We start from the raw sequence: 14,846 nt of genomic DNA, 5'->3' as shown, positions 1-14,846 counted from the left end.
CCTGCCGTGAACCTCCCTAACTATACTGGCCCCCTGCACCCCGAAGGCCAAAAGGTGCGCCACATCCTTTGCCTCTCTGGTGGCAAGGATTCTACTGCTTTGGCCCTCTATATGCGCGATAAAGTGCCCGAGATGGAATATGCCTTCGCCGATACGGGGGAAGAGCTGCCGGAAACTTATGATTACTTGGCTTTGCTAGAAGCTCAGTTAGGAAAGAACATTGAGCGGTTGAATCCGGATAGACCATTTCAGCATCATCTCGACATTCGCAATGGTTTCCTACCGTCTGCTCGTCAGCGTTGGTGTACTGATTTACTCAAAATCAAACCCTTTGAGGCATTCGTAGGCGACGACCTCGTGTATTCCTATGTTGGCATTCGTGCCGATGAAAATCGTTCAGGCTACATTTCTAGCAAGCCCAATATTATTCCAATCCTGCCTTTCAAGGACGATGGGTTGGGGTATGATGATGTGATGCAAATTCTAGACGACTCCGGTCTAGGCTTGCCGAAATATTATGAATGGCGTAGCCGCTCCGGCTGCTACTTCTGCTTCTACCAGCAGCGCAATGAGTGGGTAGGATTAAAAGAGCGGCATCCTGATTTGTTCGAGAAGTCGAAGGCGTTTGAGCGGTTAGACGAAGAAAGCGGCACTCGATATACTTGGAATCAACGTGAAGGCTTAGATGAGTTGGAAGATCCAGATCGTATGGCGCAGATCAAAGCTGGTCATCAACAGCGTCTGGAGCGTCAAAAGAATTTCGTTCCCGCAAACCTTCTAGATATTCTAGGCGACGATGATAGCGAGGAGGGGTGTCTAATTTGTCATTTGTAATAGAGGATAAAATAGCACTTTATGGAGCCCATAAGAGAAGAGAAAATAGCAATTAGTTACCATCGTGGATTTGGATTGGTTAGAGCTGCTGTTGCAGCAGTACTTCGTTCACTTACTGAAGGCAACACGAGAAAACAAGCAGAAGCCGATTTAACATTAGGCCCAGATCAGTTTACAGCAGCCATAAATTATTGCGAACGTAGTGGGTTAATTTATCAAGAAAAACCCACCGCCTTCGGTCTAGCGGCATTGGAGCACGATTCTTCTTTATCAGAATCTGCGACCCAATGGGCTATGCATTATTTCCTATCTAGCCCGGCAATTAACGCACCCAACTATTGGGCTAATCTGACGCTAAATAATCTGACGTTATTAGGCCAGTTAGGTCAAGCGCAAATTGGAATAGCAATCAATGAATACTCGCAAGAAGTATCAGGATGGGAACCTTCCGATCGCACTATAAAAGCGGGTGCCACGGCGTATGTAAGCACTTATGGTAAAGAAGATGGATTCGGTTCACTGGGTATTCTAGAAGAAACAAATGTCCGCCATCAATACAGCGTGCGACAGCCCCGAGCGTTGTCGGTAGGTGCATTCGCTTGCCTCTTAGCCGACTTTTGGCAGCGCTATTGGCCTGATCGGTCAGATATAGTGCTAGAGCAGATAACCCAAGGTGAATTGGCCCGTGTACTATTACTCAGTGAGAACAAGGTAAACGACCTGCTGGGCTCCCTCGCTGCTCCTGATGTGGCACTCATTAAGCGCCAACGCAAGCACCTGCCATACCAAATTATTCGGCAGCCCGGCCTCGATGCCGCCATGCTTTGGGAAACCCACCTCTACCGCTAAGCCTGCCATTGCCATCTTATGTCTCCTCCTGTCTCCTCCGACTGGCTTACTGCCGTGCCGCCTGCTGACTGCACTGATGTTCCCGCACCTCTACAGGAATTAGCAGCTTCGTTGGCAACAAGCAGCGCCAGTCGCCGATCTGCCGTGTTGTGGCTAGCGCCGCCAGCCTACACCGCTGGGCCACAGTGGGCTACTCAGTGCTTGGGCCTGCTACCCCGGCACTTAGGCCGTGAAGTGGTAGCGACCTGCGAGGCCCAGAAAACCCAGCGAGTTCCGGCGGCCGCTTCGGCCTTACTCCGGCATATCTTGGCGGTGCATCCGGCTGCTGGACACGCTGGTACTTGGCTCTGGGGTCTCGATGCGCTCTTGGCCCGGCTCCCAGCTCCCGAGCGGTGCTCCCTCTGGGATGCGCTCTTCAATTTGCGCCAACATCCGCCGTTACTATTGGCCTTACCGCATACCTATCGCGAATTTGGTCCTGCCGAGCCCGATCGCTGGCTTTCGGCTGACCCGTGCCGAGGGCTGGTGCTGTAACCCCATGATTCTATTCCTGCCACCCAATTTATAGCTAAGATACTCTCATATGGCTGAAACCTCTACCTCTACCACTACTATCACAACATTCATTGGGGACATAACGGTGCCCAATCCCGACTTCCGCTTTGTATACGACGTGCGGCTCAGTCAATACCCTACCGATGCCGACAACTTGGCCCTGGCCAAAGCCTATCAGTGGACCAACCAGCAAATCGGCAGCGAGCTTCCGTCAGTGCAGGTACTGGAAACGATATGCAACGCTTTCGAATTTGAAAAAGAAGAGCCGCGTCGCGTGTTGCAGGCTACATATGGGCACGGCAAATCGCACTTAGCCTTAGCACTAGCCAACTTCTTCGGCCAGCCAGCGGGCTCACCTGAGGTGGAAGCCGTACTTGCGGGAGTAAAGCACGTGGCCCCTGGGGTAGAGGCCCGCCTCCGCACTTTCAAAGAAGAACGCACCCCGTATTTGGTGCTGCGTTTGACAGGTGGTGGGGCCGATAGCCTTTCCGCTGCCGTAGTGCGCGGTTTTGAAACCGCTCTGCAAGAAAACCCTGCTACTAAAGGCATCGATCTTGGATTGTGGTTCGATAAGGCCTTGGCAGCTCTTGCCAAGTTTTCACCTGAGCAGGTGACAATTGCTAATTCCTATCTCGAAATTCACGCCGCCGCCGAAAATCTTGATGTAGGTGCCTTACGCGCTACTTTGCAAGGCGCGCACCGAGATGGTCGCCACCGCGAGTTGATACACAAGCTAGTTGAGCATGTGCTAGGTGTATACCCCAATTTTGGAGCTGCGCTTTCGCCTCGCGAGCTGATGAATCACATGGGGCGCGAGTACTGCGGTCCAGGCAAGCCTTTTACTGGAATCCTCGTGCTCTTCGATGAATTTGCTGCTTTCGTCGAAGCATACGCTCGCCAGTACGGTCTGCATACAGACAGCCTGCCCTTGCAGAGCCTTCTTGATGGTATCAGCGATCTGCGTCAGGCCGAGCCAGGCAATCCGGTAAAGCTGAACAAGGCCGTTTTCCTGGCCTTCTCCCAGCAGGACCCCGACGACGTAGCCGAGCTAGCCATGCAGGAGCGCGGAGCCGGCAAAAGTGCATTGGCAGATCTTAAAAAGGAGCTAACTCGCTTGCCTAATGAGGCTCGCCATCCGCTCTATTCGCCCATGGAAGCCGTATTGGATGCGTACCTGAAACAGGACAAGGCGGTATGGGATGCCTTGACACCCGATGATTCGGTGGCGGATAACGACGTGATAGATGCGGTCGATTCCGTTCGCAACTTTTTCCCCATGCGTTACACTGCCGCTGCCGGGTGGGACTTGGACAAAATCCGGATGACCATGGCCTATGGCTGTCACCCCCTACACCCAGTCACCACCGCGCTGCTTTGCTCAGCTACACTGCGCGCCGGTTCTGGGGCTCGGACGGTTCTTTCTTTCGTGAAAGATACCATGCTGCACTGCAAACGCCGTCCTGCCATAGCCGCCGATGGCCGGCTCTGCTGGATACGCCCCATTGCTCTGGTAGCCTATTATCAGCACCAACTTGTATCTGACGATGCTTGGAAACAATACCAAACCACCCTCCGAAAAGCCATTCCTGCGAACATTCCCGATACGGAGGCTATACTGCAAGCTATTCTGCTGTACGAAACGGCAGGCTTCAAACCCGGCGATACGGAAGCAACCGATTATAACGGGGCCTTGGCAGTGCTTACTGGCTTATCTCGTACCGCCGTGCGCCGCGCCCTTACCACTCTCTGTGATACGGCTGGTTACATTGAGTACGATTCCGTAAGCGAAACATACCGCTTCTGGGCTAACAATCAGGATGGCTCGCAGGTGCGCCAAGCCGTTGTAGAAGGCCTTGAAAAGCTCAAACGTGACGAAATCAAATGGCTAGCTGCAGTCAACGAGGGGCTGCTTAGCGAAGAAGCCAAGTTCACATCGGTAGGAGAAGTAGCCTTTCATAACACCACCGGCGGCGACTGGGGCGCCCGCGTAGTATTCGTCCCGCGTGCGCAATGGAGCGCTCCTCGCTTGGCTACTTTGCTCAAGCTGCAGACGTTAGAAGCTAATGGTCGACTGGCTGATGCAGCCCGAGGTTACGTGATAGCCCCACTGGCTGCGGATGAAGCAGAGGTGCAGTGGCTCCGGCAGCATGCCGAGAAAGATCTAAATCAGGCCATAGCCAGCTTCTCCGACCAGAAACAGGTGCCTCCTGTTGTAGTGATACTGCCCAAAAAGTCACATGAGGCCCTGCTCAATGGCTTGCTGGAGCTGAATGTGTTAGGTAACTTATCGGAAGCCCAGAAACGTACGCTGGGAACAGAGCCTATTACTCAGCGGCGCACTACCGTTCGCAACAACGTGCAGAGTGCACTGGATGCGTTAAAAGATGATCTCCGCAAAGCGACCGAATACCAGGTTCCTTCTTTGCATCTATCTGGTATTGAGTCTAGGCTAACTGGTAAGAAGACCGTGAACCTAGCACACGTGCTGCAGGCAGCCTACGAAACCGTGTACTACCGTTTCGCTCCTTACTTGGGCGACTCAACGCGGGGAACTAACCTCCGAGCTGCCGTAGGGCTAGCAGTGCCAAAGCTGTATAGAGGCTCTTTTGTGGATTGGGATGAGGCTGCCCGCAATATGGGGCGTGCTCGCGACTTGTACAGCAAGGTGCTGCGCGTTGGTACGCCTGCATCCTGGGGAGTAGTCGATACAAGTGAGCGGGTTACGGCTCCTAAACTGCCGTTGGTCAAGCATGCTTGGGAGGTTCTCGAAGCTGCTGTGCCTCCTGGTGCCAAAAACCACTCCCTACGCCCAGCGCTGCTTCAATTGCTAAATGCTCCGTACGGCTATGATCCGTGGTCTTTGGGCATCCTGTTTGGGACTTGGTACGGCGTAAACCGCCACCAACTCGAAATTACGGACCAGCATAAACGTCCTCTCGAATATAAGAGCTGGCTTGGTACGAGCAATGATTTTCGGGGAATCTTGGAAACCATGTTGCATACCTATAACATTCGAGCAAGCCGGCGGAATGAAGAGGTGGTCGAAGGGGAAGTGCAAAGCTTAGTTACCAAGCTTCGTTATGCTCACTCTGAGTCCATAAGCTTGGCTGAGGCGGAACCAGCTGTTCAACAGCTTTCTCAGTATGCCGATACGGAAGGTGGAAATCCAGGCCTACGGAAAGAGGCAAAACAAGCTGCTGAGCAGTTGGGGCACGAGTTGAAGCAGGCTCAGGAGTATGAGAGGCGCATTACCGAAGGAATAGCGGCGCTCGAAACGGTGCCTACTACACCTGGGGGTATCAAACAGCTGATCGAACTCGTTCAGCTATTCAACGACCCTACCAAGGCTGGCGTGCCGTTGGGAATGGTAGTTCCTCCCAGTCAACAAACCATCGGCCAAGGGCAAAAGCGGGCTGCGGCCAAGCTCCGCCAGTTGCTCACTGAAGTAGCTGCCGAATTGGCTAACATAAGCTCTCTACGAGGTTACGACCTCTCTAAACGCCAATTAGGAGTTCTTCTGTCGCTAGTTTCGCCCTTAGGTGAACCTGACTTGGACCGCCGTATACGTGACGCTGAACAACTGTTGGAAGAACGCCACGATGAATTTAGCAAGGAGGGACAGGATGCCGGCATCCGTGAGAAAATAACTGAAGCCCGCCGCGCAAATTCTCTGGCGGATTGGCGCGAACTGTTGGCCTATTTTCAAGGTGCCAACCCTAAAGCCGATTCCACGGTATCCCTAGTAGCCGAGGCTACGCTCACGCTCAACACCAAGCGCCTCGAAACTGAAGCGTGGTTGTTGACTATGTGCGAACGTGCCAATACGCTCACGGAAGCTCCTGCAATTGCGTCTTTTGAGCGCGACCTCAACCGCAAAGCTGCGCAGTTTGAAGGCACCCCAGAAGCTGATCAGATTAAGGAGTTAGAACGGAAGGCCGATAGGGTGAGCAAACTGCTGTCCAACCTCAAAGACCAGCGCCGCGAAAAGCCTAAAACAGCCGATGATGTGCGTAAGGTGGTGCGCGAATACGAACGGTTGGCGGCCCGCGAAGGCCTGTCCGAAGTGCAGATAGGCCTGGTAAGCCAAGAACGCGCCGACTTCGAGCGCCGTTTTGATGAGCAGCGCCAAGCCGCCCGCCAGAAGCTCGACGAGCTGGTTGCACGCAACGAGGCGCAGGACGCTCCTGCGCCACTGCTCACCGAACTTGAGCGTCGACTCGAATTCCTGCCCGATGAGGACAAGCCCCGTCGCGACGCCCTTGATAAAGATCTTCGCCGCCGTGTGGCCAAAGATAAGGCTAGTGTTGCCGAAAAAGCTTTCCTCGATATCGGCAATCGTGCTGAACAAAAAGCCTGTTTGGTGCGCCTTCAGGGACTACTCGACCTATAATCAGCTCCTTACTCGTGCATTCTGTTAACTCTCTGTTGCTCGACCCTCACGGCGACGCCCCTGTGCCTGCTAGCTGCCAACTCGTGGATAACGAGTTGGATTGGCTGCGCGAAACTGCCAATGTGGGGGCTTCAGTACCACAGGTCGTTGTTCGGGGTCAAGCGCTTACCCAGTGGGCCCGCACTTGGTGGGAAATCCAGGGAGGTAGGTGTACAGAGTTGGTATCGCCTGGATACACCTTGCAGCGGTTAGTACCTGCGTTGCCGATGGCGGAAGCCCAAGGGGTTGCGCGTGAACTGCATGCGCTATGGGGTGAGGACCACTGGCCTGTTGGTCTATCCGTGCCCACTGTCCTGAACGCTCTTTACCCTGCTGCCCAGGCAGTATGGGAGCTGGCTCCCAGTGCCGAGCCTGAAGACGTGGCTCGTGCCGCAGGGCAATGGCTGACGTGGCTTCACAAAACCGATCGTTACGACTGGTCCACCGCGCACCAACCCATAGTAGCTGCTTGGCTGGCGAGTTGGCAGCAGCAGGAACCGCAGGCTGAAATACTGATGCCTCTTGACCCCGCTGCTGCTCTCGTCGTCCACCGCGCTTGGGTCGGCCTGCCCGGCGCGCCCATAACGCGCCCTATTCGCCAAGCTCTTACCTGGGCAGGACCTTGTCCGGCGCCGGTGCCAGCCGAGTGGCTCACGGCGGCCCGCCAACAATGGGAGGCCGACTTGCCCCGCTTCGTTGTCAATCGCCCTGCTGATACAGATGTGGGTACTGCCATAGCTGCTTGGTGGACACAAGTACATAGTCAGGGGCTGCACCCCGATCTGCTGCCTATATCTCTCAGCGTAGCGTTGCACTACGTGCACCAAAATAGCGCCGCTCTTACTGTGGGCCTCCTGCGAGTACTGCGGAGTAGCATGCCGCCTGATGAGTATGCAGAGCTGGCTAGCCGGCTGCCTCCACCCGAGCCCGGGCCTTTGCCTCAAGAGCCTGAAGCGGTCCTCCGATGGACTACGGAGGAATACCTCCCCTACCGTACGTGGCAGGCTAAGCAGGAGAAGCCAGATGCGGCTATAACAGCTACTGTGCGCCGCCATGCGTTGGCATTCGGGGAGTGGCTACTGGCTACCTACCCGAGTCGCTTATCTGGTGCTACGCATCCATACCAGCACCTTTACTGGACTCAGCATAGCCGGGTACATCCTCAGAATGCCAGTGAAGTAATACTCTGGATTATTGCAGATGGGCTAGGCTGGGCTGATGCCCTCCACTTAGCCCAGCAAGTGCGCGAACGGTCTTTAGGTCGCATTGTTACTACTGAAGCTGCTCCTTGCTTCGGCTTGCTGCCTACCATTACTCACTTCACCAAAGTGCCCGTGCGGACTGGTATTCCCTTTCTGCGCACGTTAAGCCGTCTGCCTGACTTAACTGCCGAAATGGCCGCCGACGTAAGAGATCACCAAGACCCTGTACCCCGCGTCCGCCAGCTCACGGGTGGCCAGTCGTTGGTATGGAAGCCCTTGCAGCCGGACTCGGCTTACCACGAAAAAGCGGAAGCCTCGACTGTACGCCGCAACGCTCTGGGAGCGCTGGATATCATGGCGCAAACCATTGTCGCGGCAGCTAAGGAGGTGCCTCATGCATTTGGGCTTCGTATCCTGATTACCACCGACCACGGTCGGATGCTGGGTCCTGGTACCCGTGCCGTAGCTGTTCCCGATGGCTTCGAGGCGCACGGACGCGTAGCTTATCAGGAAGTGCCTGGCTCCCGTCCACCGGAATCCCCCGATATTGAGTGGCTTGATCCAGAGTATTTCAATCTGCCGGGCTGGGTAGGTGTGGTGCGGGATGAGCGCAGCTTCCTGATCTGTCGCAACGATGGCAGTCAGGTAGGAGGCCCTGACAACTTCTCTCACGGTGGCATTTGGCCCGAAGAAGTAGTAGTGCCTTGGCTCATGCTTCAGCGCGATGCTGTACCGGTGCAGGTGTTAGGCTCGGCTACTGGCAGAGCCCGAATTGGACTTTCTGGCACGGCCATGCTTCAGTTATTCAACCAAGCTGACCGCCCTGTACGTCTACGCAGCCTTACGCTTAGCTGGCCTACAGAAGCCCCTTTGGAAATAGAAATTAATACCGCTCTGCCTGGACTGCAAAACACATCTGTTGCGGTTCTGCTAGCAAATTGGCCTAACGGTCTGCGTATTACGGCTGCCCAGCTAAGCATCACGGTGGAGCTTCCCGATGGCAGTGAACAGCAGTTCGGATTAACTAATGAACTCAGCACCGATGAATTTCAAACCCGCCAGGCCGATTTGCTGGGGGACCTTTAAAGATTAGAAATAAGCCACTATGGCCACGAATAATGATGACCTGTTTGGCCTCTTCGACGAGACTATTCCTGCGCTTCCCCGCCTCGTGCATGGGGTCGACATGGCTGCTTTGGAATCGAAGGTGGAACGCGTTTTTGGCAATGTCTCAATTGATAAGCGTCGCCTGCCAGCCTCTAAGCTGCAAAGCCGGGGCATTCCTGGGTATGTAGCTGAGTGGGTACTTGAATCGAAAGTGCCTGGTCGGGGGCCACTGTCAGCCGAAGATGCGACTAAGGTATTGGAGTGGGCAGCCCGCGTAGTGCCCAAAGCCGACGAAGGCAACCTCATCCGTAACCGCCTGCTCAACGGCGAGGCCGTACGTATACTTACCCCTGTGCAGGTAGAAGTAAGCCTGACCGGTAAAAAAGGGGAGCGCGTAGCTAAACTTCCCATGATAGGGGAGGAGCGGGCCCAGATTGCCGAGCACCTCCTCGAATCGTATCCTGCTTTGTTGCAACAGGGCATGTGGGGGGTAGCCCAGCTACTTTACATCCGCGACCAAGGCATTGTCATCACAGAGTTCCAGCCTATGCAAGCTTCTGTTGACTTGAACCGTTGGCGCGAAGCTCGGGGCGAGTTTAATCTTGCGGAGTGGCGTGCTCTACTGCTGCTCACAATGGGCTACAACCCAGCTGCTTACTCACCGGATGCCCAACTATTAGTGTTGGCAAGGCTGCTGCCCCTCGTGCAGAAGAATGTCCACCTTATGGAGCTTGCCCCCAAAGGAACTGGCAAGAGTTATGTTTACGAGAATATTTCGCCCCTTGTGCGTCTTATCAGTGGCGGAAACGTGTCACCAGCGGTGTTGTTCGTCAACAATCAAACCAACCAGCCCGGCATATTGGCCCGCTATGCAGTAGTGGTACTCGATGAGGTGCAGACTCTTAAATTTGAAAACCCCGCTGAAATTGTTGGAGGCCTGAAAGGGTATTTGGCCAACGGTAAAATCTCACGAGGTGGCAAACACGAAATGGCTTCTGACTGTGGGTTCGTGTTACTGGCCAACATCACCCTCGATGCTGACCAACGCCCTGCTAAAGAACCTATAGTGTGTGAATTGCCCACCTTCCTGCAGGAAACGGCTTTCCTTGACCGCATCCGTGGCCTTATTCCTGGTTGGCAAGTCCCCAAACTCTCCCCCCTAAGCTTCGCCGAGCAAAGCGGACTGAAGGCTGATTACTTCAGTGACATTCTACTCTGTTTACGCCAAGAGCTGGAAACTGACGCCTACTGCGCCCGTCACATCCAACTAGGCCCCGATGCTTACCAGCGCAACCAAGAAAGTGTGCGTGCCTTGGCTAGCGGTTATATGAAGTTGCTCTTTCCTAACGGAGAGGTGAGCGATGCCGACTTTAAAAAATATTGCGTAGACCCAGCTATTAAATTGCGGCAGGGCATTTGGGACCAGCTATACAATCTCGATCTCGAATACCGCAAATATGGGCGTTACGTGGCCCCTTAATCCGCGCTTATGCAGCCTCTTATTTACCTTGACCACCACGCCACTACACCCTGCGACCCACACGTGGTGGAGGCCATGTTGCCCTACTTTCAGGGCCAATTCGGCAATCCATCCTCTCCGCACTTCGCCGGCAGCCGCACGGCTGACGCTGTACAACTCGCCCGCGAGCAGGTAGCAAACTTGGTCGGCGCTCAACCAGGAGAGGTAGTTTTTACCAGTGGCGCCACGGAAGCTAACAACTTGGCCTTGCTGGGATATGCCCGAGCTGCGCGAGCTACCAGCTCCCGCTGCCGCATTGTCATTTCGGCCATCGAGCACAAAGCCATCAGCAACCCCGCTAAAGTGCTGGCCCGCGAAGGCTTTGAGGTAGTATTAGCGCCCGTTAACCACCAGGGAACAGTCGACTTATCAGCCGCCGCTCAGCTTATCACGACGGACACGCTCCTCGTTTCTGTTCACGCAGCTAACGGCGAAATAGGTACTATTCAACCCGTCCCACAGCTAGCTCATTTAGCTCATGCCGCTGGCGCTATTATGCACACGGACGCAGCACAGGCTGTAGGAAAAGTGCCAGTTGATATGCAGGCATGGGGCGTCGACTTACTTTCCCTTAGCGGGCACAAGCTTTACGGTCCCCAAGGCATCGGGGCCCTCGTGGTGCGCAGTCCACGCCGTACCCAGTTAGAACCCTTGGGCTACGGCGGCGGGCAGGAGCGGGGCTGGCGACCTGGTACCTTGAACGTTCCCGGTATTGTCGGCTTAGGCGCTGCCTGCACTCGTTGTGCCGGGCTTTTAGCTACTGAGAGCCAAAGTCTAGCGGCTCTCCGCAACATATTCGAAAATGCCGTACAAGCTGCTATTCCCACCGTTCGCATCAACGGCAATGTGCAAGCACGCCTGCCTCACAACAGCAGCTTAACCTTCCCGGGCATTGAAGCCGATGCTTTGCTTGCTCGTCTGCCGGGCTTGGCTCTCAGCATGGGCTCTGCTTGCGATGCCGGTACCGTCGAGCCATCTGCTACCCTTTTAGCTGTCGGCTTATCACGTGAAGATGCTCGTGCAACAGTTCGAGTAGGCCTAGGGCGATTCAATACAGTTTCTGAACTGCAACAAGCAGCAGCACAACTGAGTATGCATGCCACAAACCTAACCGAACTATTCAAGGCTCGTTAATAAGTGACTTACAGGCTAGAGTTCCTGATTATATGTAATACAAGATTTAAAAAAGGTTAGGATAGCAAGCAGAAACTACCGCTTTCCTCAACACCTATGGTGGACTATACCACTGTTGATTCCTGCTGCTTCGCTACTCCTGCTACGCTGATTGGAAATGATCCTGGGATTAGACCGCATTGTGAAAGATATATAATATGCCTAATAAAATAAGTTGCCTAAATTAAATGTGCTTCTAGAATTTAGGTTTCTAAATCTGGATTGTCTGCGTGCAGTAGTTTGTAAAATAATTACATTTTTACTTGAAAAATATAGATTTATGACATTTAGTTTACTCAATTATTTATATAAGATTCCAATTGATATATATAATTAGCTACTTTAGTATCATTTGGATTAATAAAAAACATGTATTTAGCTACCCCTAATAAGTGGATTAAATATTTTGCTTTATAATTCTTTGTGTAAGAGAGGTGGGAGTCTAAGCCAAATTTATTGATATAATACATTTCTTGCCTTAGCTTTCTTCTGGCTTCGATTGGTACTTGGACTTTGCTCTTTTCATTTACGATCAACCCCGTCACTATTTGCCTTTGCCAAGGGCGCATAATCCTTGTCTTTGAATTATTTAAAATAAAGCCATTATTAAGTAAAATGCCTTCAATTTTCCCTATGAGTAATTTAGGCTCTAGATCACCTGAAAAAATTAAGTCATCTGCGTATCTTGTGTATCTAATATTGTTAGCATAACAATATTCTGAAATTTCAAAATCAATATCAGCAAAAACGATATTCGAAAGCGATGGGCTAGTTGGGGCCCCTTGAGGCAAACTATCATTCTTACAGCATAATTTAGTTAAAATTGTCGACACTTCTCGACTATAGCCCATAAGTATAAATTTGCCCAAAACAGTTGGGTAATTTATAAATTCAAAAAATTGAACAATATCAATTGTTACTACATATTTCTGATTCTTGTGAAATCTTGCTGCGTCTTTAATCGACTTTTTTCTGACGTATGCTTTAGCGTATTTGCTAATAGGGCAATTATTTAAGATATTTTTTAATATCCAGAGCTGAATTTCTTTCAAGCTTGGAAGAGGTTCGAATATAACCCGAGTGGCGCCAGATTTTTTTCTAATCTCAAAACGTCTATAGAAAAATTGCGATCTATGGGTCGCTCTTTGTATATATGCTGTTTTATATCCAACTAATAGCGATAAATGTTTAAGATCATATATTACAGGCAAAGATTTGTTTATTAAATTATTCGCATAGTCGAGCGTCTCTAATAACTTTTCGTCAGAATAACCTTTGGCCTGCGCCTCCGCAATAAGTAAGGCTTTGTATTGCTGCCACTCCATACAAAAGAAAACCTAAAATTTAAGCAACTTTTACAATTAGGTGAGCGATCCTGGGCATATGTCATGCCGTAATTAATAATGAGATGAAGACAAATCCCTTTGACTTTATTTCATTATTAATTGCTCGAATGTAAGTTCTCATCAGGTTGACAGACTCATCAACCCTGTAGCTTTAAAAGCTACCTGATACTAAAAGAGCTCAAACCTTAGGCTTCCTTTTGATTGCGGGTAAATATATATCATTTATGCTAATTGAATCAATCTTACTTCTAGTTTCGGGTAAAATCCATCCTTGTTTAGGTGAAGTAGCCAACTCTTTCTGGAGATAAACAGCTCTTTCTTCGCCTTGTTTTGTCAAGGACAACTTGCCTTCTGTGAATATTATTAAATGCTCTTGCTCTAGCAGGGACATAAAATGTGATATTTGCGAATAAGTGAAGCCCTGTTCTAAAACAGGAGTAAGTGCTCCGTTTTTTTTTACAATTAAAAGTAATATTAGCTCAATATTAGTACCCATGTGTAATTAACTTTTTCTTCTAAAAGGTACTTTCCAATTACTATTAACCTTTTTGGGCTCAAACCAGAAAACTGGGAAAGTATTGTTAGGAGTTTTTATCATTGTTACTAAAGCTTCTGAAGCGCCTTTGCCTAAACGAAAATCATCTTCTACACCCATTCTAGTTTCGATATCTCCCATCATCTTTAAATAATCTTCTCTAGGTGGAATCGGAAATCTATCTGTTATACCTCTGTTCTTGATAACACTGCAAAATACATTATTGTAGCCTGCATCTTTAATTTTATCAATACCCTTTTGCTGGGCGACTAGCCCTAATATAAATATTTTGTCCTTGTTAAAAGGTTTTGCCGCCTCCAGTTCAGCCAAAGCTTCCAAAGCTGTTTCCCCTGAACCAATATAGTCATCAACCATAAGTATAATTGAATTATTCATTTTTCTAGGGTTCGGTAGAGTTGAATCTATATTATGAATAAGCTGAAAATCAACGTTGTGAAAGAAGGGTATTTTAGCGCCGATGGTAAAATCCATGCAATCATAAGCGACCTTATTGGCACTTTTAATTTTATTCTTCCTTCTGTCATCTGGTGAGATCATAGCTAATATATAAACTTTATTTATGGATAAATTAGATTTAGCAATCAACTCAAATCCATATATTAATAAGGAATAGTAGTCATTGTTTCTTACCCATAAATATTCTTCCGTTAATTCAATAAGTAACTCTTTCTCTCTTTCGTTTAAAAAAGATAATAAACAACAAAAGTTATCGAATATGAAATCGTGTGTATCTACTTCATCCCATCCTTTACTTTTAAATTTCTCTTTTAATCGCCGAACTGAGCTAATATCTAACCCTTTTATTGGCATAATTTAGTGAGAGTATATTTGAGTTGATATTATTTAATTTAGATGTAAAGCAACTTTATCGTAGATATAGACCTTAGAAAATTGAAGAAGAACTAAATACATTTGTCTGCAAATGGCACATACGTTATTCGTTTTCTGTGAGGCATTATAAAGAAGTGCCATGTATTTTAAAGCCATAGTAATAATGAATAGGCAAGTGAATTTAAGTGTGGAGCTAATTTATCTTGATGTTCATGTGCTTGAACTCAACTGGGTAGCAAGAGAAAACTGAAAAAACCATATAAGTTTTCGTATGCTAGAACAAAACTTGCAATTGTCTGCACTAATAGGCTCTAATAATCTGCAGGTGCAATCTATGTGTTTTATGTTTTCTAGTGAAGTTCGATAAATTGAATTTTAGAACGAAAGGCTTTGAACTAGCTACCTTAAGATATGAGGCTAATACATAGGTAATAAAAGTTTGTAA

Annotated in this window: 10 protein-coding genes; 7 read left to right on the top strand and 3 right to left on the bottom strand. The window is 50.1% G+C overall.

Annotation, left to right across the window (positions count from 1 at the left end; all coding sequences use genetic code 11):
* The first annotated feature begins 6 nt into the window (after window positions 1-6).
* From FHG12_RS07690 to FHG12_RS07660, 7 genes are read left to right on the top strand one after another with little or no spacing between them, the layout of a single operon-like run.
* Complete coding sequence (locus FHG12_RS07690; protein ID WP_230471321.1) at window positions 7-834, top strand: phosphoadenosine phosphosulfate reductase family protein; 828 nt, start codon at window positions 7-9, stop codon at window positions 832-834.
* A gap of 21 nt (window positions 835-855) precedes the next feature.
* Window positions 856-1,683 carry a DUF4007 family protein gene (locus tag FHG12_RS07685; RefSeq protein WP_139515177.1) on the top strand — a complete coding sequence of 276 codons (828 nt, stop codon included), beginning with the start codon at window positions 856-858 and terminating at the stop codon, window positions 1,681-1,683.
* 18 nt (window positions 1,684-1,701) lie between these two features.
* The gene (locus FHG12_RS07680) at window positions 1,702-2,217 is read left to right on the top strand and encodes a hypothetical protein (RefSeq protein WP_139515176.1); all 516 of its coding nucleotides are present in this window, start codon (window positions 1,702-1,704) and stop codon (window positions 2,215-2,217) included.
* A gap of 49 nt (window positions 2,218-2,266) precedes the next feature.
* A complete protein-coding gene (locus FHG12_RS07675) occupies window positions 2,267-6,628 on the top strand; it encodes a coiled-coil domain-containing protein (protein WP_139515175.1) in 4,362 nt (1,453 codons plus the stop codon).
* Window positions 6,629-6,642: 14 nt separating this feature from the next.
* Entirely contained in the window at window positions 6,643-8,955 is a 2,313-nt protein-coding gene (locus FHG12_RS07670) for a hypothetical protein (protein ID WP_139515174.1), read from the top strand.
* A gap of 19 nt (window positions 8,956-8,974) precedes the next feature.
* Window positions 8,975-10,456, top strand: coding sequence for a BREX system Lon protease-like protein BrxL (gene brxL, locus FHG12_RS07665; RefSeq protein WP_165699333.1), 1,482 nt, complete (start codon window positions 8,975-8,977; stop codon window positions 10,454-10,456).
* A gap of 9 nt (window positions 10,457-10,465) precedes the next feature.
* Window positions 10,466-11,629 (top strand): cysteine desulfurase family protein, encoded by a 1,164-nt coding sequence (locus FHG12_RS07660; RefSeq protein WP_139515173.1) that lies wholly within the window; start codon window positions 10,466-10,468, stop codon window positions 11,627-11,629.
* Window positions 11,630-11,964: 335 nt separating this feature from the next.
* On the opposite strand, the gene FHG12_RS07655 is transcribed toward FHG12_RS07660, so the two are convergent.
* The 3 genes from FHG12_RS07655 to FHG12_RS07645 all read right to left on the bottom strand — a co-directional run bounded on the left by FHG12_RS07655 (window position 11,965) and on the right by FHG12_RS07645 (window position 14,380).
* A complete protein-coding gene (locus FHG12_RS07655; protein ID WP_139515172.1) occupies window positions 11,965-12,993 on the bottom strand; it encodes a reverse transcriptase family protein in 1,029 nt (342 codons plus the stop codon).
* 199 nt (window positions 12,994-13,192) lie between these two features.
* Window positions 13,193-13,510 (bottom strand): hypothetical protein, encoded by a 318-nt coding sequence (locus FHG12_RS07650; RefSeq protein ID WP_139515171.1) that lies wholly within the window; start codon window positions 13,508-13,510, stop codon window positions 13,193-13,195.
* A 6-nt stretch (window positions 13,511-13,516) separates the two neighbouring features.
* Window positions 13,517-14,380 carry a phosphoribosyltransferase-like protein gene (locus FHG12_RS07645; protein WP_139515170.1) on the bottom strand — a complete coding sequence of 288 codons (864 nt, stop codon included), beginning with the start codon at window positions 14,378-14,380 and terminating at the stop codon, window positions 13,517-13,519.
* Window positions 14,381-14,846 lie beyond the last annotated feature (466 nt).

The sequence above is a fragment of the Hymenobacter jejuensis genome (assembly GCF_006337165.1).
In the GTDB taxonomy this organism is placed as follows: Bacteria; Bacteroidota; Bacteroidia; order Cytophagales; family Hymenobacteraceae; genus Hymenobacter; species Hymenobacter jejuensis.
The sequence above is the reverse complement of the archived record's forward strand: the minus strand, read 5'-3'. Positions and strand labels throughout refer to the sequence as shown.